Below are 25,206 nucleotides of genomic sequence, written 5' to 3' on the forward strand. Positions count from 1 at the left end.
AGGTTAAACAATGTTGTTTGACTAATACTTATAAAAAACCATACCAAAATCAGCTTACCCATTTGTTAATTAGGTAATTTGACAATTTACCCGGTGGCAATGATTGATTTTAACGTTTTTGTATTGCTACCCGCTACAGGCGTCAGCCAGCGTGAAGGATGGAAGCGGCATCCTTTTGCCGCGGGCGGCCAGGGCAGCGTAGTGCAAAAGATATAGCGGACAGCCTGACCCTGTTATATAAACAAGGGATTGACTTATACACTGTTATTAATACACTTCCGTAGTTATGTAACAGGGGCACGCCATTATTACTTCTTTCCTGTAGGGCAAAAAAATAAGGAGAATCACTTCTCCTTATCCGATCTTTATTTTACTATGGGGTTAATCGCCCCAGATATTGTCTTCGCCGCGTAACCATTTTTTTACCAGGTCGGTGGTTACTGATTTTGGTCTTTCTAAAGCAAAGCCCAAAGCCCTGTCCCAGCAAAGGCTGGCCAGTACACCCAGTGCACGGCTCACACCAAACAGCACGGTATAGTATTCATATTCCTTCAGGTCAAAATGTACCAGTAAAGCACCGCTATGCGCATCAACATTCGGCCATGGGTTTTTTACTTTTCCCAAAGACTCCAGTATCGGCGGTACTACTTCATATACTTTCCAAACCGTGTTTACCAGCTTATCGTTGGGCATATGTTTTTTACCAAATTCCATTTGCGCGGTAAAACGGGGATCGGTCTGGCGCAGTACAGCATGGCCATAACCCGGTACCACTTTCCCTTCGCTTAAGGTTTTACGTACATAGGCTTCAATTTCTTCTTTGGTAGGATCATCGCTCTTCAGCTCTTCCTGCATTTCAAAGATCCATTTGATCACTTCCTGGTTAGCCAGTCCATGTAAAGGCCCTGCCAGGCCATTCATACCGGCGGCAAAGCTTAAATAAGGATCGCTTAATGCCGAGCCTACCAGGTGGGTAGTATGAGCCGATACATTACCGCCCTCATGGTCGGCATGAATGGTCATGTATAAGCGCATCAGTTCATGAAATTTCTCATCTTCAAAACCTAACATATGGGCAAAATTGCTGGCCCAGTCCAGTAACCCGTTAGGTTGTATATGATTACCGAATTTGTATTTACGGCGGTAGATATAAGCGGCAATATGTGGCAAACGGGCAATCAGGTCCATGGAGTCGTCAAATACCGCTTCCCAGTAATCTTTTTTGCTCATGCCGGCGGCATATTTTTTCGCAAACTGGCTTTCGGTTTGCAAAGCCATAATACCCACCACAAACTGTGTCATGGGGTGTGTATTTAACGGTAAGGCATCAATGGTATGAAACACATGTGTGGGCACATGACTGCGGCGCTGCAATACGGCACTTAAATGATGCACATCTTCTTCAGTAGGCAACTCCCCTATTAACATCAGGTAAAATAAACCTTCCGGCAGCGGCTCAGAGCCACCCGGCGCTTTGGGCAGTTTTTCCCTTAACTCCGGTATGGTAAAGCCGCGAAAACGGATACCTTCCTGAGCGTCCAGTAACGATGTTTCGGTAACCAACCCGGTCATGCCACGCATACCCTGGTATATCTGCGATAATTGTACTTCGCCTATTACTTTATTACCATGCTCTTTCAGCATTTCTTTAATCTCAACAGCCGTTACATCAGCCTTGGCTTTAAACCTGTCTTTGATTATTCCCATGACAAACTATTTCGTGTAAAAATAAATTTAGCTATCGCGCTAAAGATAGCCAATGGACAACGGTACAACAAAAAATGAGGGTAAAAGTTTGTAAAAAAAAGACAATATCCGGGGTTAATATATTATTAACACGGGCTAATATTCAATCAGCGGTAAATGTTACCGGCAATACTATTTAGGTGCTTTGCGGTATAACAATAATGCCACTACCGAAAACACGATATTGGGCATCCAGGCGGCTAAAAACGGGGGAAAACTGCCCTTCGTCGCAAATACGGTTGAAAACCTGTCCGATACAATAAATAAGGCCGCAATAATAATACCCAGGGCCAGGTGCATGCCGCTGCCGCCTCGGGTTTTACGGCTGGCAATAATAACCCCTATCAGGGTGAGCAAAATAACGGAAAAGGCAGTGGCGGTACGGCGGTAACGTTCTACTTTTAACGCATTCAACCCCTCATTAGCCCTCAGTTCTTCCTTGGCTATAAACTCGGCCAGCTCGGGAGTGGTTAATTTATCTTTCAGTCCTTCATCACTCACCAGCTCCTCGGGCTTTAACCGCAGGTCCAGGGTAAGCTCCTCAAATGTACGGATGCGCTCCTGCATGCTGTCTATTGTACGTTCGGTAACCGATATGGCCCGCCATTTATTTACCGTGGTATCCCATTTAATACTGTTGGCCCTGATATTATACACAATTCTTTCGTCCTTCACCTTGTTCAGGAAAAACATCCCGCCGCTTTGCGATTCGGCATTAAAATTTTTAAAGCCGGCATAAGTGGTACTGTCCAGCCTGCGGAAAAAGCAATTCCAGCAACCTGAATGGTTATCGTTTTTGGTGGGGTCGTCCTTATCCAGGTATTTGGTCTTAAAATCAACCTGTATGCCATTTGCCCGGGGCAATACATAGCGGCTGCCCAACCATAAAATGGAAGCCAGGAAAATGCCACCCACCAGGTAGGGTCTCAGGAACCTGTTAAAACTGGTGCCACTGGCCAGTATGGCTATTATTTCTGATTTTAAAGCCAGTTTACTGGTAAAAAAGATACAGGCAATAAATACAAACAGGGGAAATAACATACCCCATATAAAAGGTACAAAGCCTAAATAATACTGTTTAAAAATTTCCCAGGAGGACAGGCCTGTTTTTACAAAATCATCGGTTTTTTCACTGGCATCAACCGCCACGGCAATGGTGGTAAACAACAACATACAAAACACAAAAGCTGTGAGAAATTTATTGAGTATGTACCAGTCTAATTTTTTCATGTATAAATGCCGATAGTATTTGCGGCCTCAAAAGTAACTGAAAAATTGTTGTGGATTTTATAAAGCGGGTGAGAGAATGAAAAAGTGAAAAGTAAAAATTAAAAATATAATCCATCAACCCTATACTTTATTGCTTACTCCCTTAAACCTTTGGGGCTTTCGGCAGCAGCCACTCCGGTCAGCAGCAGTTCCGGCTTTCCGCTGTACCCCTCACTATGTTCGGGGGTGCCGCTGCAATCCGGCAGCCCGTCGCCTGTATATCTTTTAACAGCAGGCTAGTTTTAATAAACAATGGCAAAGGCGCTTATGCAGCGGTTTTTACCCTTCCATATTAGCCGTCATCTCCGTTACCGGAGATAATGGTTCGTGAGACACGAACCATGGCTTTGACGCTCTTCTGTGCTACTCTGTGAAACCCCTCTGTGTACGCTGTGGTAAAATCTGAATTGTGGAATGCAAACCATGGCCTGTTCCTCAGTGTTATACTCTGCCCACTAAAACATGGTTCGTGAGACACGAACCATGGCTCGAACCACGGCTCTTTCCCTAGGCTAAAAATGAAAAGCGACCCCTTTTAAGGATCGCTTTTGCCGCAAATAAGCAGTTAGTAATGCGGAAAATATAAAAAAATTTAGGTGTGATCTGACGGTGACGTTTATAATAGGGAACTGATCAGCCGGGTCGATGCCCGACAATTGCAAAGACAAAAGGGCTTTTGAATTTGCTGCACAGTTTTTAAAAAAAATTTGGGGCAATTCTAAAAAAATTGCCCCAAACCTGTTAAAATAATCATAATTAGTTTATAACCAACTACCTATGAATTTATCATTAACCTTATATTTTTCCGGATCTTTTTTCAGTCTCGCTGCACGGCGCCTTACTTTTCGCTTATGTGTTACCATCGAAATGATCATTAAAGGAATGAACAGGAAGATGGCCGGCGGAATTCCCATAAAGGATATCCATTTACCACCAAACTGGTTGCGCATCGGGCGGCGTAACCTTTCGGCTATCAGGTACATACTGGGCACCAATACCAGGGTCATAAAAAAGGCGAACGCCAGGCCGAAGATGATGGTCCAGGCCAGCGGTTTCCAGAAAGAAGCATTGTCACCACCAAAGAAAATATGGGGATTCAGCTCCGAGAACATGGTAATAAAGTTAATATTAAAGCCCACCGCCAAAGGCACCAGGGCCAGTATGGCAGCCAAAGCCGTTAACAATACCGGGATGATACGGGTTTTACCGGCCTCAATCACTGCCTCCATGGTTTTCATACCACGGCCACGCAGTTCATCGGCAAACTCAATTACCAGGATACCATTTTTAATTACGATACCCGCCAGGCCTAATATACCCACACCCGTCATTACCACGCTCACCTGCATACCGGTAATGGCATAACCCAATAACACACCGATCACACTGAACACGATCTCCGTTAAAATGATCACAGGTTTACTGATCGAGTTAAACTGTAATACCAGGATGAACAGGATAATTAATAAAGCGGCAGCTAAAGCCAGGCCAAGGAAATTAGCCGTTTCGGCCATCTGCTCCCCTTCACCGGTTTGTTTAACCGTTACACCCTGTGGCAATTGTTTAAAGTCGGCAATGGCTTTTTTCAGTTCTTCGTTCACACCGGCGGCAGTATACCCCTGCGACTCCAGTACATTGGACACCAGGGTGATCACCCTTTTCTGGTTCTTACGTTTTACACTTCCTAATGTATTAGTATAGTCAACATCTACCAGCGATGAAATAGGTACACTTTTAAAAGCGCCGGACGACATGTCCATGAACGCGATCTTCATATTCAGCAGTTCTGTTAAGTTCCTGCGTTGCCCTTCAATATTACGTACCTGTATCTTATACTCATCCTCGCCGTCTTTTATCTTACTTGCCTCGTTACCAAATACGGCAGTACGGATCTGCATACCTATCTGTGCCGATGATACACCTTCCGCCATTGCCCTTTCCCGGTTTACGGTAAGTGCAATTTCAGGGCTTTTCAGGTCCACGTCCATCTTCAGTTCTTCCACACCCGGTGTACGAACACTATCCAGGTAGTTTTTAAGATTAACCGCTGTTTTTATCAGTTTATCAAAATCCTCACTGGCAACTTCAATATTTACCGGTGGTTCAGTAGGCGGACCACTGGCTTCCTGTGCTACCGATAATTCCACACCCGGTATACCTTTCATCGCAGCACGGATACTATCCAGGTAAGGGGCTGATGATTTTCCATGGCGTTTTTCGTAGGCCACAAAAGATACCTGTATACGACCTAATTCAGGACGCGTACTGCGGTCACCTGTGCTAGGGTCAGCAGCACCTACTGCTACGTTAGCGATCACACTTTCCACTATCGGGTTCAGTTTACCCTTTTTAGGGTCCATATCCAATACCTTGTATACCCTGTTTTCTAAAATACGGGTAATGCTGTCAGTATATTCTACTCTTGTGCCGGTAGGTAACTTGGCATATACATATATCTGGTTAGGATCACTGTTAGGGAAAGTAACCACCGATAAACCTCGCACACTGAACAAGAAAATAGAAACAAAGAATAAACCTACCGCGCCTAATAATAACCATACAGGGCGCCAGCCTTTCAGGGCCCAGCGTAACAGGTCCTCATAATGTCCCATGATCCAGGGTAAGGCCTTGTTCTGGAATCCATGGATCCAGTCATCAAAGAAATACCTGTTCAGTAATATACAGATCATGATAAAGATGAGCAGGTTACCCACAAAAGTGTATCCCATCAGGTCAAAAACAATACCTACACCAATGGGTATCCAGAAAGAAGCTTTTTTAAAGATGGCTGACTTCGGTTCTTTTTCATGTTCGGCATGGTTCATAAAGTCCACGGCAAAAACCGGGTTCATGATAAAGGCCACGATCAGTGATGCGGTTAAAGTAAAGATCAGCATCAGGGGCAGGTAGATCATGAACTTACCGATAATGCCCGGCCAGAATAATAAGGGGAAGAAAGGCGCCAGCGTAGTTAATGTACCGGCCAATACCGGGTACCATACTTCACCGGCCGCAATCATGGCGGCTTTGGTAGAGCTTATCTGTCCCTTACCTTCCACAAATATCCGGTGCGTATTCTCAATTACCACAATGGCATCATCCACAATAATACCCAAGCCGAACAGCAGGGCAAACAGTACAATGAAGTTCAGGGTAATGGCCGATCCTACCACAAAAGTACCTGCCGGTAAAAACAGGAAGGCCACAAACATACTCAGGGGTACACTCAAGGCCACAAAGAAGGCATTGGTTACACCCATAAAGAACATCAGGATCAATAATACCAGTATAAAACCAATAACAATACTATTTACCAGTTCGTCAAAAGAAGCGCGGGTACTGTTACTGCTATCGCCGGTAATACGCACTTCGAGGCCGGGAGGAAAAGTGCTTGCCTTTAATTCTTCGGTGATCCGTTTTACATCATCACTCGTTTCAATCAGGTTTTCACCGCTACGCTTGATAATATTCAGGGTAATTACATTCTTCCCATCCAGGCGGGCATAACTCTCCTGGTCTTTAATAGTATCCTTAATAGTGGCAATATCTTTTAAATAAATGGGGTTCCCTTTGCTGTTACGTACAATCACCTGCTCTATATCAGCGGCTGTTTTAAACTGCCCCTTTAACTGCAGGTTCCGTTGCATATTACCTACTTTGAACTGGCCACCGCTGATATCCATATTCTCGCTCTTAATAGCGTTGGAAATATTATCAAACGTAATACCCGCAGCCTGCATACGGTAATTATCCACGTTTACCTGGAACTCTCTCTCCGGGGCGCCTACCAGGTCAACCCGGTTTATCTGTGATAACTCTTCCAGTTTATCCTTTAACTCATCGGCGTATTTCTTTAAAGTAGGACCATCATAATCGCCACTCACATTCACATACATGATGGGCATTTCAGAAATGCTCATCTCCATGGCCGTGGGCACCTGGGTAAGGTCTGTAGGCAGGTCCTGTTTGGCTTTATCAATGGCGTCCTTTACTTTCTGCAGCGCCACATCCACTTTTACATTGGTGCCGAACTCTACAATAATGGCCGAAAAGTCGTTTACCGAAGTAGACGTTACCTTGGTGATCTTGGCGCCGGTAATACCCTTGATCTGTTTCTCAATGGGCTGTGTCACCAGGTTTTCAATATCCTTGGGCGAGTTACCCACATGAATCGTCGATATATATATCTGTGGCATTACCACATCGGGGAATTGTTCCTTAGGCAGTGTAACAAACTGGAACACCCCTATTAATGTTACAATCAACATTAACAGGTAAATGGATGTTTTGTTTTTTACCGACCAGCTGGTAGGCTTAAATTCCTTGAATTTTCCTGTAAAATTTTCAAGTGCTGACATAAACTTTTATTTATCAAACAGCATTCCTTTCCGGCAGGCTGTTCATTGTAAATCTTCTATTATTTTTTATCAACTGTGTCCCCTATCGCCGTACCACATAATGCATTTTATAATTTCCAGTATTATAAATGCGGGAATGTAGCGGCTGCGGGGTTATGTATTACTTGCTTAAAGTAATGGCTTGTCCGTCATACACATTCTGAAAACCATCGGTAATGATCTGGTCGCCCTGGGCCAAACCGGCTTTCACTTCAATCTGATCACCATATAATTTACCGATCTGTATTTCTTTCTTGCGGGCTATCAGTTTACCATTTTCATTGGCCGCCACTAAAACAAACTTGCCTTTATCGTCGGTTTGTAAAGTATTCAGCGGAATAGTAATGGCTGCATTATTGGTATAATCCAGTATCTGTACTTTAGCGATCTGGTTTGCTTTAAGTGCTTTATCCTGTGGCAACCTGGCTTCAATAAAGAAGGTCCTGCTTACAGGGTCAACCAGTTTTGATACAACACTGATCTTAGTGGTTACCACTTTATTATCCAGCTCAGGGAAAGTAACACGGATAGCAGCTCCTTCTTTCACATTGGTAATATAATTTTCAGGAACCTGTACCGCCACTTTTAAATCACCTGTATTTACAATCCTGATACCTGTTTGAGGCATAGCTGCGGATTGAGGAGAGAAAAATTCGCCTACTTTCACATTTACCACATCCACTACCCCGCTCATTTCGGCATACACATTTGCCTGACCTGCTGCTTCGCGTGCAAGCTGTACATTGGCTTTGGCAGCACTCAACTGTGCAGCAGCATTCTCTGCATTTGTTTTAGCCTGTAATACCTGCACTTCGGTACCAATATTATTTTTCCAAAGATTCTGTTGTCTTTCATAAACACTCTGTGCCAGCTTAACCTGTGCTTCAATACCGGCGATCTGTGTTTCTGCAGCAGCCAGTTGTTGTGAGGCTAACGCATTGTCTAATCGTAAAATCAGCTGGCCTTTACTTACGGCCTGTCCCTGTTTAACATTCACGGCACGCACTACACCACCTTGTCCCCTTGGAGCTACCATGGCCACGTTTACGGCGTCTACCTTACCCTGTAAGTCAACAAAGTGAGAAAAGGAATCAGTACCAATAGTGCTCACACTTACCAGTTTCGCGTTTGCGTTGGCAGCGGTAGGGTCCAGTTTAGCGATCTCATCTTCCAGTTTACCAATCTTGTCGTTCAACGCAGATTGTTCTTTCTTTAATTTTTCCAGTTCTACCTTCTTATCGCCCAATGCGCTTTTCCCTTCTTTTTTTCCACCGCCGCAGGCAACAAATACCAGTACCGTTACCAGGGCCATTGTGAGTGTTAATATATTTTTCATGTTGTTCATTTATTTAGTTGGTTTCAGTGTTTTAATTATTATAGTTTACCGGTAGCTTTTAAGTAATCAACTTTAGCGACAGTTGCATTGTACATGGCGTTGATATAATTGGTTTGTGCCATTTTTAAATCATTCTGCGCCGTATTAATTTCAGTCTGGCTACCCGTACCTACTTCATATTTCTTTTTAGTTTGCTGGTAAACTTCTTCTGCCAGTGCCATATTTTGTTTTTGATAATCCAGGCTGTTGATTGCAGTAACAAAATTGTTTTTTGCTGTCTGTACTTCGCTGTCAATGTTCAACTTCAAAGCCTCGGCCTGGTTTTTTGACTTCTGCAACTCGATACGGGCCTGGGCTATTTTTGCACTGGTAGCAAATCCTTTAAAAATCGGTATGTTCAGGTTTAATGTAATGGCCGAAATATCAAACCAATCTTCACCTGATTTAAAGAAGTTAAATTTATTACGCTGAGCACTCTTGCTATACATACCATTTAGAGATAAAGTAGGTACTGCACTCAATTTATAACGTTGAATATCGTACTCACGGAGTTTAATACCCAGCTCCGCATATTGGTATTCTTTACGTTCATTGTAATTAAAAATTCCGGCTGCCAGTATATCCTGTTTAATAAGGTCATCATCAATTTTATCAACTAAAACCAATGAATCAGCTACCGGCATACCCATTAACACTTTCAGCCCCAGGTAACCATTTGCTACCTGTGTCAATACATTATTTTTTTCAGTTTGCAGGTTGGCAATTTGTACTGTGCTTTTATTTATATCCAACTTTTCCGCAAACCCGTTATCATACATAATTTTTGTATCATGCAGTAATTTGTTTAGCAGGCTTATATTGCTGTCCAGCAATTCTAATTGCGTTTTACTTACTACCAGTTGATAGTATATTTTATATACGTTTGCTTTGATAGACTCTTCGGTCACTTCAACATTTTTCTCCGCAAAATCAATCAATGTTTTACGGGCTTGTAAACCGGTAAACACCTGGCCGTCAAAAATGATCTGGTTAAGTGATACACCACCGCTGGCAGACCATTTTGTTCCAAACTGGGCTGCTATAAAATCAAAGCTTCCTGGCATCTGTATCGGATTACCATTGCCATCTTTTACGCCTTCCTGTACCAATACCTGGTAGGTAGCAGGAGATATAAAATTGGGAATTACCTGGGTGGCTACATTAGGATTATAAGTAGTACTTACCGAACCGCTGATCTGTGGATAAGCCATACCCGTAACCTCCCGGTTTACCTGGGCTTGTTTTTGTACATCCAGTAAAGCATTCTTTACCTGTACATTATTTTTCCGGGCATATTCTACTGCCTGCGCCACCGTAAACTGGTGTACTACCGGGGCGGCAGTCTGCTGCGCCTGTATAAATAATGGCAGGCTTAATAGGGTAATTACCCACCATTGTTTGCTAGTTGGTTTCATGTATTTGTTTGGTTTTCGTCTGTTTGCTGTATTTATCAATAAGTTTCTGTCCTTTGGGGGTGGTTAGTCCGTTCAGGAAATTCATGGTCATTTCGGTAAGTACTTCGGCTATATTAAACTTATCAGCCGGGAACAGGTGCTGATCAAATAATAAAAAAACCGAAGCCAGCCTGAATTTGGACAGGATATGGGTATCTATTTCCGGGCGATACAGGCCAAGAGCCTTACCCTCATCCAGGTTTTGTTTAATAATACCATATAAGAAAGTTTCCTGGTGGTCCCTCATTTTTTTAAAAGCACCGGGGTGGTATTTCTGCATATCGTAAATAATAGAGGGATTCATTACACGCAGCATATCCTGCACTATTTCAACGGCCAGGTATATTTCATGCACGGGGTTCTCGCACCTTTCCTTATGACTCATGCACTCGTCCCTGCTACAGTTGATCTCTGTATCAATAACACCGTGCACCAATGCATCTTTATCCGTAAAAAACTGGTAAATGGTCTTTTTGCTCATGCCTAACTGAGAGGCAATCTCATCCATGCTCACACTACGAATACCATAACGTAGAAAAAGTTCATGTGCTTTCTGTAATATTCTATCTTGTGGTTCCAATTGATCTGCGGCATTTCCTTTTTTGAGTAGTTTTCAGGAAATCGGGAGCAAAACTATGGAAACTCAAATCGTTGCCCAAGTTTCCATCAAGATATTTTACCGTTTATCCGAAAAAAACCTAAAACGGCTGTTCGTTTATTTACGATATGACAATAAGATTACATTATACTCCTACACACATATAAATAAACAGTAATATCTACAGTTCTTTTTGCTCCGTTTTAGCAGCCGGAGGGTTAGGTTGCCGGATACTGATATCGGTACTGCCGCCCGATATTTCCATACCAAGATCCTGGACCAGTTGTAATACCTGCAGGTTGATCTGCTGTTTCAGGGTATTAAAGTCGGTCATGGTAATAGGGCCCGTATAGTATTCCACCGCTACCAGGTAAGAGGAAGGGGTTATATCCGTTAAATACGCGGAGGAGTTCTGAATATCGCCCTGGGTAATAACCCGGCGCACTTCACTTACAAACTTATCCAGTTGTTCTGCCGTGGCTGATAAACCGATCTCTAATCTAAGATCTGCCCGGCGCTGGGTACGCATGGACAGGTTATCAATAATGGTATCTACCATTTGTTTATTGGGTACCGTAATAAAGGTTTTCTGATCGGTACGGATACGTACACTGCGTAAACCGATCTTTTCCACTGTGCCGGTAAACGTATTCACCTTTACCACATCGCCTACATGAAAAGGCTTGTCAAAGAAAATAATGAAGGAGGCGATCAGGTTTTCCAGGCTTTCCCGTAAAGCCAGTGCAACAGCCGCACCTACGATACTCAGGCCGGTTAACAGGTTACTGATCTGGTAACCAAATGCATATTTCAGTATCATCAGCAAACCGATAATACCAATAAGCACCCGGAAAAATTCTTTAAAGAAAATGATCAGCTGGTCATCGGTCGGGTCCACGGTACGCTCTGCTTTCCGGTGCAGGATCAGGGCAACAAAGTTCACAATACTGATGATAAGCCTGAAAAAAGAAACAATGAGTAAAATAGTGGCGATTGTCTCGAGCAGGCCATGAAAGTCGATCCGGTAGATTTTAAAGTTCAGCACCTCCGGGTAAGTAAGTTTATCGAGGCTTACAATGGTAACAAAAAGAAACAGGAACATGCTCAGCGGCTTTGCCACCAGGGATTTAAAGGAGGGCTTATCTACATCCTTCCATATCTGGTGAACGCCCAGGAACAAGAGGTTGGCCACGTAATGCGCCACATATTTTTTTATGCCCAGCATTACCAGTATTACCAGTATCACAATGAAATAAGACTGTACCGTATTTTCAAACCAAACCTGGTTCAGGAAGTCGTTCATGTTTTATCCTTTAATGAATCGCAAAAATATAAAAACGGAAATGGAACACCATGCCGGTGTTCCTTACCGGAAACCGTACACATTAATTCCCTGGTCGTTCAGCACATATAAGCGGTTAGCGGTAAAATAAATTTTCCTGGCGCCCGCAATAGCGGCAGGTACAGGCCATTTATCGTAACGGAAAGTGGTGATATTATAGCGGTATATAAAAGCTCCATCCGTACCATATATATATTTACCTACTATTCTCACATGTTTCCACTTAGTAATAAGTATTTTATTTTTTAAAGCCCCGTAGTAATCAAACACAAAAAAACCCTGTATTGAATCGTAGAGGTAGACCAGTTTATCCTGGTCGAAAATATTTTGTGGCTGCGCTGTCTGGTTAAACAACAGGCGGAAGTCGGGCGTTTCTAGTAATAATTTGCCTTCATCATCAATTTTCTTCAGTTTATTCTGCACTTCATCATATACCCATATTTTACTGTCGTAGGACAGGGCCACCGTGCCGGCCTGCAAAATATCGGTCTTACGCAGATCGATGGCCGTGCGCATATTTAACAAACGGTCCAAAACCACTACGGTTGAAAAATCGCGGTAGTATAATAATATTTTCAGCGGGTTGGAAACATCGATCAGCGTGGCTTCGCCGTATTTTTTTACATTGTTGAATACCGCCAGCGAATCCCCTTTTTCGGTCAGTTTTTTTAACTGCCCGCTGCTGTTTAAAATATAGAGGTTTTCCAGGTTGTCCACGGCAAAGGAGCTGATATTACCGGGAATGTTTTTTTGCAATGTAAACAAACTATCATCCTGTGCAGAAAGTATAGAGAAGGTGCTGAAAAACACCAGTAGGCTGACAAAAGTATACCTGATTGTGTTGACCATTATTGGCTGATATGATGATAGATGATTTTATGCTCCATATTGTTGTATGACAACAGCTCAAATTTTTCACCGTCAAACACCGCATAGGTATAATACCTTATCCAATCGCCCAGGTTAATATAATAGCTGTCAGGCTGTAACTGGTAATAAATAGGCAGATGCCGGTGACCAAACACAAAGTAATCGTAATGTTTTTGCTGCAGTTTGTATTGACAGTATTGGACCAGCCATTCCTTGTCGCCTCCCAAAAACACTTCCTCCACCGTACCGGTTTGTGCCCGGCTGCGGCGGCTCATATAATTGGCCACGCCCATGCCTATGGCAGGCGGCAGTATACCAAATAACCACTGGCATACGGGGTTGCGGAATATTTTTTTCAGCCGCTTATACCCATGATCGCCGGGGCCTAAACCATCACCATGACCTACCAGCATTTTTTTGCCATGGAACGTAAATTCAATCGGGTCAAAATACACTTTAATATTCAGTTCTTCGGTCAGATAATCCTTCATCCACATATCGTGGTTGCCTACAAAAAAATGTACAGGAATACCGCTATCGGTTATCTCCCCCAGTTTTCCCAGGATACGTACAAAACCTTTGGGCACCACTTTCCGGTATTCGTACCAGAAATCGAACATATCACCTACTATAAAAATTTCGGCCGCATCTTCTTTGATCTGGTGCAAAAACTTGACCAACATTTTTTCACGTTGTAAGCTGGTGGCATGGTCGGGTGCACCCAAATGAAAATCGGAAAGAAAGTATATTTTTTTATTGGTCGACAAGAGGGAAGAGAAGTTAATAATTAAGAATTAATAATGAATATTTTTCAAACCTAAGGTTTATAGACCGTAACAAAATTGTTCATTGCCGCTGCTCAATAGCGAACCGAACGATGAATGGAGCGTCGCAACATCAGCTCAATCAGGGAACTACTGCCGGTAAAAAATTAATTATTCTTCTCCATCATATAGGTCAGCACATCTCCCGAATGAATAACCGGTTTATTACTCACATCGCCATTGAACCAGTAAATATTGGCCGCTACGGTTTCATTGTTTACAGTAACCGGTACCGTATCACGACGGTATAAAGGCGTTTCGCCTACTTCGGGTACGGCACCTTCATAATCGTCCAGTTGCCCGATGGCCCAGGATAACTCGGCGGGGTTCTTGATCACATATAACTCGCCTTTTATTAAGGTACTGCTGTCATTGGCGGGTACGGCTGCCGGGTAATTACCCATATCTACCAATATTCCCGGTACCGTAGTAGCACCTACCAGCAGGAAGTAACGGCTTATATATTCGTAAGCCGGACTTTTAAAGCCGCTTAATAAAGAACCGTATACAAATAAATAGGGTGTTTTCATTTAATCATTATGTATTAAAGATGAAGCCATTTATTTATAATTGGTTTCAAATGGCATTAAAATCGTCAGGCATCTACTAAAAACACGTACACTTCCCGGGGGCCGTGCACGCCTACTACCAGTGTTTTTTCAATATCGGCAGTACGGCTGGGGCCGGTAGCAAAAGTAATTAATGACGGCAATTTATCCTGATATTTATCTTTTATTAACGTTAAGGCATCCTTAACATCGGTTACCAGCTGATGGGTATAAGCAATGCAGATATGAATAGGCGCATATACGCTGGTATTACGGCCGCTTTGCTGCCCGGCACTTAATACAATACTACCGGTACGGGCTACCAGGAATTCACAGCCGGTAATGGCTACATCGCTATCTTTTAAACCGGTTTCCACCAGCCTGTCCGCCACGGCAGCGCTCAATTGTTGCTGCAAGGCCGGTTCCACACAATATACTTTCTGCCAGTCCTGTTTTTGTATCAGGCTGCTCAACTGGAAAGCCAGCTCCTGCTGGTTAATACAGTATACAAACCTGCCCTGCAGTTTGGAGAACTGCTCGGCAAATTCAATTTCATTTTCCTGTTGCGGTGCTTTATATACAGAAGCATTACCCTCACTGGCCGGAAAAGGTATGGCCGTAGGATGACTTAATGCCTCCCTGATCTTTTTTAAAATATTCTCTTTTGCCGGTGATATACTCATATTTGCAACTAACTATAGCCGCTAAGGTACTGAGTTTTTAGGCAATGGACAATGAGCAATTGACAGTTGACAATGGATAAAATGCTGAAAGCGCAAAGCCTAAAGCTAAAAGCACAATTCATCATTCAGCATTCATAATTCTTTTCCCTTCACCACCACTTTAGGTGGCATTAGCTTGTAAATAACCGGTGTTACAATACGGGATAATAAGGTAGAGCTGATGAGGCCGCCGATCATTACAATAGCCAGGGGCGATATTAACGGGTTACTGGACATAGCAATGGGTAATAATCCACCGATAGCCGTAAAGGTTGTTAATATAATAGGTAAAAATCTTTTTTCGCCGGCTTCCTCAATGGCCTGTAATAGCTCCATGCCTTCTTCCCGCAGCTGGTTAGTGAAATCAACGAGCAGGATGGTATTCTTGACCTCGATGCCCGCCAGTGCCACAATACCGATGGTTGCCACAAAGGATAAGGAATTACCCGTTACCAGCAGGGCCAGTACTGCGCCTACTATTCCCAAAGGAATTACCGATAAAACAATGAGCGTACTTTTAAAGGTCCGGAACTGTAATACCAGCACCGCAATAAACATAAATACCGTTACCAGTATAATACTGCCAAAGCCGTCAAAGGATTCGCTTTTGCCTTCCACCTCGCCACCCATAGCATAGGTATAGCCGGCCGGCAGATCCGTTTTATCCATCTGTTTGATCACATCATTAATAACGGCATCATTTAAAAACCCTTTACGTACAAAGGCATTTACGGTTACCGTTCTTATTTTATTAAAGTGGTTGATGCTCTGGGGCGAGGTTTCAAAACCAATGGTAGCCAGCTGCGACAGGGGAATGGCTTTGCCTTCATTGTTGTTCACAAAAATATTATCAAACACTGTGATATCCGGGTAGGAAGCCCTGGGAGTGGTGAGCACAATGCTGTAATCATCACCGTCCGCATTGGGATTGGTAAAATTGCCTACCGGTATGCCGGCAACTGCCATGCGCACTGTGCGGCCAATGTTTACCGTAGGTACGCCCAGTTGCTGTGCTTTTTGTTTGTTAACGGTAATACGTATATCCGATTTTAAATTGCGTACAGGGTTGTTCACATAAATGGTTCCTTCCGTTTTCTTCAGCATCTCCTCCACCCCGGCAGCCAGTTTACGCAGGGTATCCAGATTATCGCCTAATAACCTTACTTCCACCGGCGATATCATGGGTTGTCCCTGTTCAAAGTTTTTTACTTCTACTTTAGCACCCGGATAAGGCGTCCATTTGTTGCGCAGGCTTTCAATGATCTCTACTTTTTTATTGGGTTTGATATTTGGCTGCAACTGTACAAAAATTTCGGAAAAATCACTGCGCTCGTTCTGCTGGTTTACATTGTAGTAAATACGCGGGTTACCCTTGCCTACGTTGGCCGCAAAGTATTGTACTTCCGGTATGTTCTTTAATTCCTTTTCAATTTGCCGGGTAATGGAATCGGTATAGAATATATTGGACTGTAAGGGGGCCGAAACATTAATTAAGAATTGTGGTTTTTCCGAGGAAGGGAATAAACTGGTGCCAATTACCGGGATTAATAATAAAGAGCCTACAAACACGGCAGTAGCAATAATGAGGGTTATTACCGGGTGTTTCAGGGCCTTGTCCAATAATACGGAGTAAGTACCATGAATTGCTTTTTGTAAATATTTCAAAAATATATTACCATGTTCATTAGCACTGGGTTTTAATATAATACTGGATAAAAACGGCACAATGGTCAGCGCCACGATCATAGAGCCAAAGATGGTGCTGATCACCGAAACAGGTAAGCTGCGTATAAACTCACCGGAAGCTTCGGGCATAAAAGCCAGTGGCATGAAGGCAATGATCAGTGTAGCTGTACAGCCCAATACCGCTTTGCCGATCTGGTTGGTAGCTTTAATGGTTGCCTGCAAACGGGAATGCCCTTCCCGCATCCAGCGTTCTATATTTTCTACGACCACAATGCTGTCATCAACCAATAAACCCAGGGCCACAACAAGACCTACAATACTTAACTGGTTAAGGTTATACCCAAACAGGTTCAATAAAATAACACCTATACCCAGTGATAAAGGAATGGATATCATTACTACCAGGGATGCCCTTGTACCCAATGGCAACAGTGTAATTAATACCAGGCCGATGGCTATTAAAAAATCTACGCCTAAACTGCTTAAGCGGTTAGTTACCTGGGCCGCCTGGTCAAAATGCAGCTGCAGGTCAATATTGGCCGGTAATGTTTTTTTAAAGTTCTCAATCACGGGCAGGTAAGCATCCTGTGCCTTGGTGATATTCTCCCCTTTCTTCAATGCCGCAATGACAAATACCGCCCGGTGCCCGTTAAGCCGGGTAATATGGGTTTCGGCAGCATAATCAAAATATACATCCGCTATGTCCTTTAAAAAAATGGTGCCTTCATTGCGGCTTACTACTACGGTATTTTTTATTTCCTCAATATCCTGGTAACTGTTATTGGTTTTAATGTTAAAGCTTTTATTGCCTTCATTAATATGACCGCCGGGAATATTGGCAATTTCGCTTTGTAATGCCGATGCTACCAGGGGTACCGGTATATGCAACTGGGCCATTTTATCCAGCTGCATATTCACCCTTACAATGCGATCGGGCAACCCCTGTACTTCCACATTTTTTAGTGAAGTAACTTTTTCCAGGGCGCTTTGCAGATCGTCGCTGGCAGCAGTGAGTTTATCACGGGATGCGTTTTCCGATACCAGGGCAATCTGTAAAATATTTACATTGGAGGGATCTATTTTCTGTACTTCAATATTGTAAATATCCTGTGGCAGCTGGCTGCGTAAACTGTTCACCTCCCGTACCAGCTCCTGGTATTTATCGTCCACCTTAACATTATACCGGTACTCCACGGCCAATACCGCCAAACCATCGTGAATACTGGTTTTGATCCGTTTAATATTCTCCAGGCCATAAATATTTTTCTCCAATGGTTTTACCACCAGCTCTTCCATGTCTTTGGGACTGGTGCCGGGATAGACCACTACCACCGGGAATATGGGTGCATTTAATTCAGGGTCCTCTGAACGGGGCATGCCCAGCAATGTGGCAATACCCACCGCTACTACCATTAACACCATAATGAGGGTGAACTGGTTATTCTTGATTGCGTACTCAGATATTTTCATGATATAACATGAGGTTTGAGGTTTCTGGATCAACAGGAGTGTGCCTGCAGCGACCGTCCGTACAGCCCTTCACACCAACACTGCCAGTTTTTTTAATTATCAACTAATGAGTGTATACTATTGTATCACTTTAATTTTTGAACCTTCGTTCAGGTAAGCATTGCCCGATATGATCAGGTGTTTAACGTTTTCCAGTCCGCTCTGGATAATCACTTTACCATTGGTTACATTACTGATCTGTACACTGAGTTTTTGTACCGTACTGTCATCGTTAGTTACAAAAACATAACCGGTGTTTTTATCGCTGTCCAGTAAGGCATCGTAGGGAATGGCCCAGGCTTCGGTGGTACGGGAAGGGGTAATAATGGCCTTGCCAAATAAGCCGGCGGCAATCCCTTTTTTATCAGCATCAGTTATTTGTAACTGGATAATAAAAGTGCCGCTCATCGGATCAATAGCTTCTGATTTTTTTATCACTTTAGCAGCCAGGGTCCTGCTATCCATGGCATCGGTAGTAACAATGGCTTTATCGCCTACTGTTATGGCCGACCATTGTTTATCACTTACACCCGCTTTCAGTATCCAGTTGCCATTGGCGGCACCGTTTATCTGTAATACCGGAGTACCGGGACCGGCGATCTGGCCTTCCTGCGCATACCGGCGTAATACATAACCTGACTGTGTGGCTCTTATTTCAGAATTGTTCTGGTTAAAGCCGGCACCAATATATTGCTGGCGGGCAATGTCCAGCGCCGTCTTGGCATTCTGCATTTGTTCCAGGGTGGCTACGCTGTCCTTATATAAATTCACGGCTCTTTCATAATCACGCTGGGCCTTGGCATAACCTAAAGATGCCTGTTGCGACATGGCATTGATCTCTGTCAGGTCAACGGTAGCCAATAGCTGGCCTTTTTTAACCACATCACCTACATCTACATATATCTTCCGGATAATACCACCGTTTTTAAAGGACAGGTTGGTTTCATCATCAGTAGTAAACTGGCCTGATGCATGAATGGTTTGTTCCAGGGAGTCCATCTGCAAGGACATTACTTTTACCGGTATAATATCATCCGGTATTGACTCCGCCTGCTTTTTGCTTTTACAGGCCACCAGTACCAGCATGCTGCATAAAGTCACTATCAATGTTTTTCTATTGTACATATCAGTTGGTTTTTAGAGGTATAGTTGCCGCTTCTCTTTCCAGTACAGCCGCAGCAATTAAAACTTTATATTGTTGAATATTATGGGCGAGTTGCGCCTGGGTAAACTGTCCCCTGGCATCTACGGTTTCAATAAAAGTGTTGGTACCTTCTTTGTAACCGCGGTCAATTAAACGCTGGTAAGCCGCCGCTGCTTCCAGTTGTTTGGTGGTAGCTGTATAGGTTTGCCAGGCAGCCAGTAAATTATTTTTTGCTACGCTGCCTGCCAGGTTCAGTTGTTCCGCTACCTGGGCCTTGTTGATCTTTGCATTGGCCACATCCAGCTCGGCCTGCTTTACTTTATTTTTTGTACGAAAGCCGGTAAAGATGGGCACATCCAGCTGCAGGCCTAACATATAGTAACGGGACTGGCTGTTGAATTTAAAATTTTCTGCCTGCGATCCCAGGTCTAAAAAGCTGTTCAGCTTAGGATAATAAGCGCTTTTGTTCATGGCCACTGCTGTTTCGTTTAACTGCACTACTTTATCCAGTAAGGTTATTTCTTCCCGGCTGGAATTATTGTATTCGCGGAGTAATAAACCACCGGCCTCTTCCATATTTTTAGCAACAGGATAGTCCGTGCTGATGGATGCACGTAAAGGCCGGTTCAATAAAAAATTAAAATACATCATGGCATTGGCAGATTGTTGTTCAGCTGCATTGATCTGTGCATTGATGTTCTCTATTTCACTTTCCGAACGCAATATATAGGCATGCAGGCCTTTACCATTGTCCAATAGTTTTTGGTTAACCCTTTTACTTTCGTTAGCAATTTCCAGTGCCTGTTTGTAAATATCAATGGCCTGTAACGCCGTTAAGTAATTATAGTAGGCTTCTTTTACGTTTTTGATCAGCTCTCTTTTATATACATCAATATCCAGTTCGCTTAATGCTATCTGCTGGTGGGCTATTTTTTTATTGTAGTAAATATCCTGGTTGTACAGGGGCATGGTGGTGCGCAGTTTGGCATCATAAAAATTCTTCGGCAAAAAATTAACCTGCTGGTTTTTTAACTGCGGAAAGTTATTGCTGCCAGTCAGCTGGTTCAATGTACCATACACGCCGTTCAGCAGATCGCCCAGGGGCAGGTTGATATCACGACCACCAGCAGCAGTCTGGTACCCTGCCTGGAACCCGAGGTTAGGATAGTAATAACTTTTGGCAATGCTTAATGCCAGGGTGGCTTTTTCCAGGGAGATGTTTTTTTGCTGCAATACCCGGTTGTTGGTCAGTGCGCTATCAATATAACCATCCAGGCTGTTTTGAGCCTGTACCAATACAGGCAATAAAAAGATAAACAGCAACAATTTTGGCTTACTCCTAAATACCGTTATCATTATTTACAGTGTTAAGTAAAATGAAAAAAAATTATTTTAGCCGTTCCAGCATCTGCATAAATGTTTCATAGGATTGTCCTACTATATTCTCCATCTGTTGTAAGGAGGGCTCATGTTCACTCATATGATCCAGGTGTCCATGTAACTTTAAACTGCATATTCCGTGTAAAGTGCTCCAGGCGATCAGGGCCACTGCCGTTGTATCCAGGTTTTTAAAATAACCCACTTCCTGGCAGGCTGCTATATTCATCATCAAAGCCTGGAAAGCTTTTTCGCCTTCTTCCCAGTTTTCATATACGCAGCTTCCTTTCAGGTGGGCAATGGGTTCCTTTAATACAAACATTAACTCATAAAAGTCACTGTTTTCAAGGGCAAAACGGATATAGATATCCCCATGGCCTTTAAACGTTCAAAAGGGTCCTTAACATGTTGCAATACGCCGAACCGGGTGGCCAGTACTTTAAACCCTTCCACATGCAGGGCATGGGCTATCTCGGCCTTATCCTTATAATACAGGTAAATGGTGGTAGGACTAAATTCAATTTCGGCGGCAATCTTCCTAATGGATGTGGCGTCGTAGCCTTCTGATAGGAAAAGCTTTTTAGCCGCGTCCAGGATGCTCTGGCGCAGGTTTTCTTTGTGCTTCTCTTTTCTTTCTTTAATACCCATTATAAATAATTACAGCGCAAATATACTTAACACTGTTAATTTTCAAATTATTTTCCGGTTTTTATTTTATTCAATAATGAAACCGCTTTGTTCCTGCATTTTCTTTTTTTCCTCCGGTGACATTTTTTCCCTGATCACTCTTAGCGTATAACCGCCCCTTAATTTATTGTTGGCCAGGTACATCCAGTCACTGATACGATCGTTGTTCACCGTTACCGTATCACCAAACTTTACCTCGGTGATCACATCGGGTACATTATTTACAATCCCGGTATATACTCCATCATTTAAACTAACCTCGTTTAACCAGATATGTTCACCATACCCGTCCGGCATATCATACCGCACTTTAAGGGAAAAACTTTGCAGGCTATCGGCACCACTCTTTAAGGCAGTGTTAAATATCCCGAGGCTTTGCCTGGCCGTGGCAATGGCATTGTTCATGGCTTTATCCTCGTCTTTTACCTGATAAATATCCGGTTCTTCCTCCCGCTCAATCACTTTCATACCATTGTCATTATTGTTACAGGCCATAAACAAGGCCGTCGCTACACACGTAGCCATTACCATGCGGGAAAAGGTCATTTATCTAATTTTAGGAGTTAGCAGGTAAGGATAAAAGATTGTTTAGAAGTTACGGTGCGCTTTCACCCAATCCGTAATATAACCGGTAATATCGGCGGTAGTGGTGCCGGGAGGAAATAAACGGCCCACACCCATTTGTTGCAATGCCGTCATATCGTCTTCAGGAATAATGCCGCCCCCGGTGAGCAATACATCATTCATACTTTTTGCTTTCATCAGTTCAATGATCTTAGGAAAAACGGTCATGTGTGCACCGGATAAAATACTTACGCCAATGGCATCCACATCTTCCTGCAGTGCAGCATTCACCACCATTTCAGGGGTCTGGCGCAATCCTGTATAAATTACTTCCATACCGGCATCACGCAAGGCCGTTGCAATTACTTTAGCACCACGGTCGTGCCCGTCCAATCCTACTTTAGCCACTAAAACGCGTACCGGTCTGTTCATGTATTTTATTTATACTAACAAATGTAAGGTTTTTGACATTATCCCTGCCCGCCTGTAAACGAATTGCCCGGCAATAGCCGGGCAATTTTACCTGGTCACCAGTATCGTATTAAGCCAGCAAACCTAAGGTATGCTGCATTCTGTTAATCGTTTCGGCTTTACCTATTATTTGGGCAATATCAAAAACATGCGGACCAAATTTACCACCCACTAACATAATACGCAGGGGTAACATCACATCACCGGGTTTTAACTGGTTAGCCGCGGCCATTTCTTTAAAGCCCTGCTCCAGTTGTGCTGCATCCCAGTGATCAGCCAGTTCAAACTGCCGGATCACTTCTGCAAAAAACAATTGTTTAGCTTCGGACCATTTGGGCTGAATGGAAGCAATATCTATCTCCTTCGGTTGCTGGAAAAAGAAACCTGCCTGTTGTACAAAATCTGTCAGTAATACACAGCGGTCTTTTACCGCGTCAATCACCTGTTGTGCCACCGCATCATCCACAACAATAATATGGTTATCGGCCAGGATATTTTTCACAGCTGGTAATAAGGTTGCCGCATCGGTACGTTTGATCCATTCGGCATTAAACCATTTGGCTTTTTCATAATCAAACTTAGCGCCGCCGCTATGCACCCTTTCCATAGAAAAAGCATTGATCAGCTCTTCCTTTGAAAACAGTTCCTGTTCGGTGCCGTCATTCCAGCCCAGTAAGGCCAGCAGGTTAATAAACGCTTCCGGCAAAAATCCTTTCTCAAAAAAACCTTCTGTCAATTCATTGGTTTTGGGATCGGTCCAGTTCATGGCAAATACCGGGAAGCCGTATTTGGCGCCATCACGTTTACTCAGTTTACCGTTAGGTCCCAATATTAAAGGCAGGTGTGCCCATAAAGGCATCTGGTCCAGTCCAAAAAGATATTTCCATAATAATATATGTACCGGCGCACTGGGCAGCCACTCTTCCCCACGGAATGCATGCGTGATCTGCATCAGGTAGTCATCTACCACCACCGCCAGGTGATAGGTAGGCATACCATCAGCCTTTAATAATACTTTATCATCTACCAATGATGTATTAAAACTTACTTCGCCCCGGATCATGTCAGTGAAACTAACCGTTTCATCATCCGGCATTTTTATACGCACTACATAGGGCGTACCATTATCCAGCAAAGCTTTTACTTCGGATTCTGTCAATGCCAGGGAATTGCGCATTTTTAAACGCACATTCCGGTCGTACTGCGGCGAAGGGTTTTGTTCGGTTTTATATCGGCTGCGCATTTGTTCCAGTTCTTCCGGGGTATCAAAGGCATAATAAGCATGACCATCTTTTACCAGGCTATCGGCATAACGCTGGTAAATGCCGGCCTGTTTTCTTTCGCTCTGGCGATAAGGACCAAAAGCACCCGGGTTCAAAGGACTTTCGTCAGGTGTTAAACCTGCCCATTCCAGGCATTTAAATATATACTCTTCTGCACCGGCCACATAACGGCTCTGGTCGGTATCCTCTATACGTAATATAAAATCGCCCTGGTGCTTTTTAGCAAACAAATAATTGTATAAAACGGTCCTTACACCACCTAAATGTAAGCCACCCGTTGGTGAGGGTGCAAACCGTACTCTGACATTCTTACTCATAGGCGGCAAAGTTAATGTATAGAATGGAGAGAGGAGTATTTAGACTTTAGTATATAGATTCAAGTATACAGATCATAGTATATAGATTACAGTATATAGATTATAGTATACAGGTATAAAGTAGGTATCGGCCGTTTAGCGATTGATAAAAGGACTGTTTATCTTTGCGGGGCAATGAAAAAGTATTTTATTAAAACGCCCTGGTGGTTAAAAAAAATTTACAGCCGTTATACCTGGAGTTTACCTACCTCGGAAAAAATTTTATACCTCACTTTTGATGACGGCCCCCATGCGACCGTTACACCTTTTGTACTGGATACCTTGCAGCAATACCAGGCCAAAGCCACTTTTTTTTGTATCGGGAAAAATGTAGCGGAACAACATGCTGTGTATAAACGTATACTGGAAGAAGGGCATGCAGTAGGCAACCATACCCATAATCATTATAATGGCTGGAAAACGGATGACCAGGTATACATTAATAATATACTGGAAGCAGCCAAATGGATAGACTCCCATTTATTCCGCCCGCCTTATGGTCGCATCAGTGGTTTCCAGGCTAAAAACCTGCAGCAACTTTCGCTGAACAAAAGCACCCAAAAAACCAGTATTATCATGTGGGATGTGTTATCCGCAGACTTTGATACTACGATCAGCGGCGAAGATTGTTTAAAGCATGTAATAGGGAAGGCGACCAAAGGTTCTATCATTGTATTTCATGACAGTGAAAAAGCATTTCCCCGTTTGCAATATGCTTTACCCAAAACACTCGCTTATTTTAGTGAACAGGGATATAGTTTCAGGGCCATCACCAAGGTATCGTAAAACTACGATAGCCAGCAAAATGCAGGACACGGATAAATACCTCTTAAAAAAAATAGGGCCGGGGTAGAAACCCTGGCCCGTTTTTAATCCGTACCCTATGAAAACTGTATTAAAGGTATAATAAATTTTAAATTATGCAAACAATTTTCAACTTTCTTGACAAATTTGTGTTTGCAATACATATCACCAAACCCCTTA

General features: G+C 43.2%; 20 protein-coding genes. 1 reads left to right on the forward strand and 19 read right to left on the reverse strand.

The features are described 5' to 3' along the window. Positions 1–381: 381 nt before the first annotated feature. The 19 genes from ACFS6H_RS00075 to gltX all read right to left on the reverse strand — a co-directional run bounded on the left by ACFS6H_RS00075 (position 382) and on the right by gltX (position 24,183). Positions 382–1,707: a citrate (Si)-synthase, eukaryotic gene (locus tag ACFS6H_RS00075; RefSeq protein ID WP_386093554.1), complete on the reverse strand. Its 1,326-nt coding sequence runs from the start codon at positions 1,705–1,707 to the stop codon at positions 382–384. A 171-nt stretch (positions 1,708–1,878) separates the two neighbouring features. Then, complete coding sequence (locus tag ACFS6H_RS00080) at positions 1,879–2,976, reverse strand: LptF/LptG family permease (protein ID WP_386093557.1); 1,098 nt, start codon at positions 2,974–2,976, stop codon at positions 1,879–1,881. Between the two features lie 800 nt (positions 2,977–3,776). Beyond that, the gene (locus ACFS6H_RS00085) at positions 3,777–7,373 is read right to left on the reverse strand and encodes an efflux RND transporter permease subunit (protein WP_386093560.1); all 3,597 of its coding nucleotides are present in this window, start codon (positions 7,371–7,373) and stop codon (positions 3,777–3,779) included. Positions 7,374–7,533: 160 nt separating this feature from the next. Further along, a complete protein-coding gene (locus tag ACFS6H_RS00090; protein WP_386093562.1) occupies positions 7,534–8,748 on the reverse strand; it encodes an efflux RND transporter periplasmic adaptor subunit in 1,215 nt (404 codons plus the stop codon). 38 nt (positions 8,749–8,786) lie between these two features. Beyond that, on the reverse strand, positions 8,787–10,202 hold the full coding sequence (locus ACFS6H_RS00095) for a TolC family protein (RefSeq protein ID WP_386093565.1): 1,416 nt from the start codon (positions 10,200–10,202) through the stop codon (positions 8,787–8,789). Further along, complete coding sequence (locus ACFS6H_RS00100; RefSeq protein ID WP_386093568.1) at positions 10,189–10,821, reverse strand: TetR/AcrR family transcriptional regulator; 633 nt, start codon at positions 10,819–10,821, stop codon at positions 10,189–10,191. The genes ACFS6H_RS00095 and ACFS6H_RS00100 overlap by 14 nt, the downstream gene beginning before the upstream one ends. Before the next feature lie 199 nt (positions 10,822–11,020). Further along, complete coding sequence (locus ACFS6H_RS00105; RefSeq protein WP_386093570.1) at positions 11,021–12,142, reverse strand: mechanosensitive ion channel family protein; 1,122 nt, start codon at positions 12,140–12,142, stop codon at positions 11,021–11,023. Between the two features lie 63 nt (positions 12,143–12,205). Further along, positions 12,206–13,030, reverse strand: a complete 825-nt coding sequence (locus ACFS6H_RS00110; protein WP_386093573.1) for a hypothetical protein — start codon at positions 13,028–13,030, stop codon at positions 12,206–12,208. Continuing rightward, on the reverse strand, positions 13,030–13,818 hold the full coding sequence (locus ACFS6H_RS00115) for a UDP-2,3-diacylglucosamine diphosphatase (RefSeq protein ID WP_386093576.1): 789 nt from the start codon (positions 13,816–13,818) through the stop codon (positions 13,030–13,032). The genes ACFS6H_RS00110 and ACFS6H_RS00115 overlap by 1 nt, the downstream gene beginning before the upstream one ends. 164 nt (positions 13,819–13,982) lie before the next feature. Continuing rightward, positions 13,983–14,405, reverse strand: a complete 423-nt coding sequence (locus ACFS6H_RS00120) for a gamma-glutamylcyclotransferase family protein (protein ID WP_386093579.1) — start codon at positions 14,403–14,405, stop codon at positions 13,983–13,985. A 65-nt stretch (positions 14,406–14,470) separates the two neighbouring features. Next, positions 14,471–15,106, reverse strand: coding sequence for a LutC/YkgG family protein (locus tag ACFS6H_RS00125; RefSeq protein ID WP_386093582.1), 636 nt, complete (start codon positions 15,104–15,106; stop codon positions 14,471–14,473). Positions 15,107–15,238: 132 nt separating this feature from the next. Then, positions 15,239–18,301: an efflux RND transporter permease subunit gene (locus ACFS6H_RS00130; RefSeq protein WP_386093585.1), complete on the reverse strand. Its 3,063-nt coding sequence runs from the start codon at positions 18,299–18,301 to the stop codon at positions 15,239–15,241. 117 nt (positions 18,302–18,418) lie between these two features. Continuing rightward, positions 18,419–19,465: an efflux RND transporter periplasmic adaptor subunit gene (locus ACFS6H_RS00135; protein WP_386093588.1), complete on the reverse strand. Its 1,047-nt coding sequence runs from the start codon at positions 19,463–19,465 to the stop codon at positions 18,419–18,421. A gap of 1 nt (position 19,466) precedes the next feature. Then, positions 19,467–20,840, reverse strand: coding sequence for a TolC family protein (locus tag ACFS6H_RS00140; protein ID WP_386093591.1), 1,374 nt, complete (start codon positions 20,838–20,840; stop codon positions 19,467–19,469). 31 nt (positions 20,841–20,871) lie between these two features. Beyond that, on the reverse strand, positions 20,872–21,183 hold the full coding sequence (locus ACFS6H_RS00145) for a TetR-like C-terminal domain-containing protein (RefSeq protein ID WP_386093594.1): 312 nt from the start codon (positions 21,181–21,183) through the stop codon (positions 20,872–20,874). Next, entirely contained in the window at positions 21,183–21,509 is a 327-nt protein-coding gene (locus ACFS6H_RS00150; RefSeq protein ID WP_386093597.1) for a TetR/AcrR family transcriptional regulator, read from the reverse strand. Before ACFS6H_RS00150 ends, ACFS6H_RS00145 begins: the two co-directional genes overlap by 1 nt. 66 nt (positions 21,510–21,575) lie before the next feature. After that, entirely contained in the window at positions 21,576–22,094 is a 519-nt protein-coding gene (locus tag ACFS6H_RS00155; protein ID WP_386093600.1) for a YegJ family protein, read from the reverse strand. Positions 22,095–22,136: 42 nt separating this feature from the next. Next, complete coding sequence (locus ACFS6H_RS00160) at positions 22,137–22,544, reverse strand: cobalamin B12-binding domain-containing protein (protein WP_386093602.1); 408 nt, start codon at positions 22,542–22,544, stop codon at positions 22,137–22,139. A 109-nt stretch (positions 22,545–22,653) separates the two neighbouring features. Continuing rightward, a complete protein-coding gene (gene gltX, locus ACFS6H_RS00165) occupies positions 22,654–24,183 on the reverse strand; it encodes a glutamate--tRNA ligase (protein ID WP_386093605.1) in 1,530 nt (509 codons plus the stop codon). A 174-nt stretch (positions 24,184–24,357) separates the two neighbouring features. On the opposite strand from gltX, the gene ACFS6H_RS00170 reads away from it, so the two are divergent. Beyond that, positions 24,358–25,008 carry a polysaccharide deacetylase family protein gene (locus ACFS6H_RS00170; protein ID WP_386093608.1) on the forward strand — a complete coding sequence of 217 codons (651 nt, stop codon included), beginning with the start codon at positions 24,358–24,360 and terminating at the stop codon, positions 25,006–25,008. Positions 25,009–25,206: the final 198 nt, after the last annotated feature.

Source organism: Terrimonas rubra, from assembly GCF_042686025.1.
In the GTDB taxonomy this organism is placed as follows: domain Bacteria; phylum Bacteroidota; class Bacteroidia; order Chitinophagales; family Chitinophagaceae; genus Terrimonas; species Terrimonas rubra.

What these genes read in the sequence shown, in the direction of transcription:
- ACFS6H_RS00075 (WP_386093554.1), bottom strand. Translation starts at nt 1,707, where the DNA reads ATGGGAATAATCAAAGACAGGTTTAAAGCCAAGGCTGATGTAACGGCT.
- ACFS6H_RS00080 (WP_386093557.1), bottom strand. Translation starts at nt 2,976, where the DNA reads ATGAAAAAATTAGACTGGTACATACTCAATAAATTTCTCACAGCTTTT.
- ACFS6H_RS00085 (WP_386093560.1), bottom strand. Translation starts at nt 7,373, where the DNA reads ATGTCAGCACTTGAAAATTTTACAGGAAAATTCAAGGAATTTAAGCCT.
- ACFS6H_RS00090 (WP_386093562.1), bottom strand. Translation starts at nt 8,748, where the DNA reads ATGAAAAATATATTAACACTCACAATGGCCCTGGTAACGGTACTGGTA.
- ACFS6H_RS00095 (WP_386093565.1), bottom strand. Translation starts at nt 10,202, where the DNA reads ATGAAACCAACTAGCAAACAATGGTGGGTAATTACCCTATTAAGCCTG.
- ACFS6H_RS00105 (WP_386093570.1), bottom strand. Translation starts at nt 12,142, where the DNA reads ATGAACGACTTCCTGAACCAGGTTTGGTTTGAAAATACGGTACAGTCT.
- ACFS6H_RS00110 (WP_386093573.1), bottom strand. Translation starts at nt 13,030, where the DNA reads ATGGTCAACACAATCAGGTATACTTTTGTCAGCCTACTGGTGTTTTTC.
- ACFS6H_RS00120 (WP_386093579.1), bottom strand. Translation starts at nt 14,405, where the DNA reads ATGAAAACACCCTATTTATTTGTATACGGTTCTTTATTAAGCGGCTTT.
- ACFS6H_RS00125 (WP_386093582.1), bottom strand. Translation starts at nt 15,106, where the DNA reads ATGAGTATATCACCGGCAAAAGAGAATATTTTAAAAAAGATCAGGGAG.
- ACFS6H_RS00130 (WP_386093585.1), bottom strand. Translation starts at nt 18,301, where the DNA reads ATGAAAATATCTGAGTACGCAATCAAGAATAACCAGTTCACCCTCATT.
- ACFS6H_RS00135 (WP_386093588.1), bottom strand. Translation starts at nt 19,465, where the DNA reads ATGTACAATAGAAAAACATTGATAGTGACTTTATGCAGCATGCTGGTA.
- ACFS6H_RS00140 (WP_386093591.1), bottom strand. Translation starts at nt 20,840, where the DNA reads ATGATAACGGTATTTAGGAGTAAGCCAAAATTGTTGCTGTTTATCTTT.
- ACFS6H_RS00145 (WP_386093594.1), bottom strand. Translation starts at nt 21,183, where the DNA reads ATGTTTGTATTAAAGGAACCCATTGCCCACCTGAAAGGAAGCTGCGTA.
- ACFS6H_RS00150 (WP_386093597.1), bottom strand. Translation starts at nt 21,509, where the DNA reads ATGGGTATTAAAGAAAGAAAAGAGAAGCACAAAGAAAACCTGCGCCAG.
- ACFS6H_RS00155 (WP_386093600.1), bottom strand. Translation starts at nt 22,094, where the DNA reads ATGACCTTTTCCCGCATGGTAATGGCTACGTGTGTAGCGACGGCCTTG.
- ACFS6H_RS00160 (WP_386093602.1), bottom strand. Translation starts at nt 22,544, where the DNA reads ATGAACAGACCGGTACGCGTTTTAGTGGCTAAAGTAGGATTGGACGGG.
- gltX (WP_386093605.1), bottom strand. Translation starts at nt 24,183, where the DNA reads ATGAGTAAGAATGTCAGAGTACGGTTTGCACCCTCACCAACGGGTGGC.
- ACFS6H_RS00170 (WP_386093608.1), top strand. Translation starts at nt 24,358, where the DNA reads ATGAAAAAGTATTTTATTAAAACGCCCTGGTGGTTAAAAAAAATTTAC.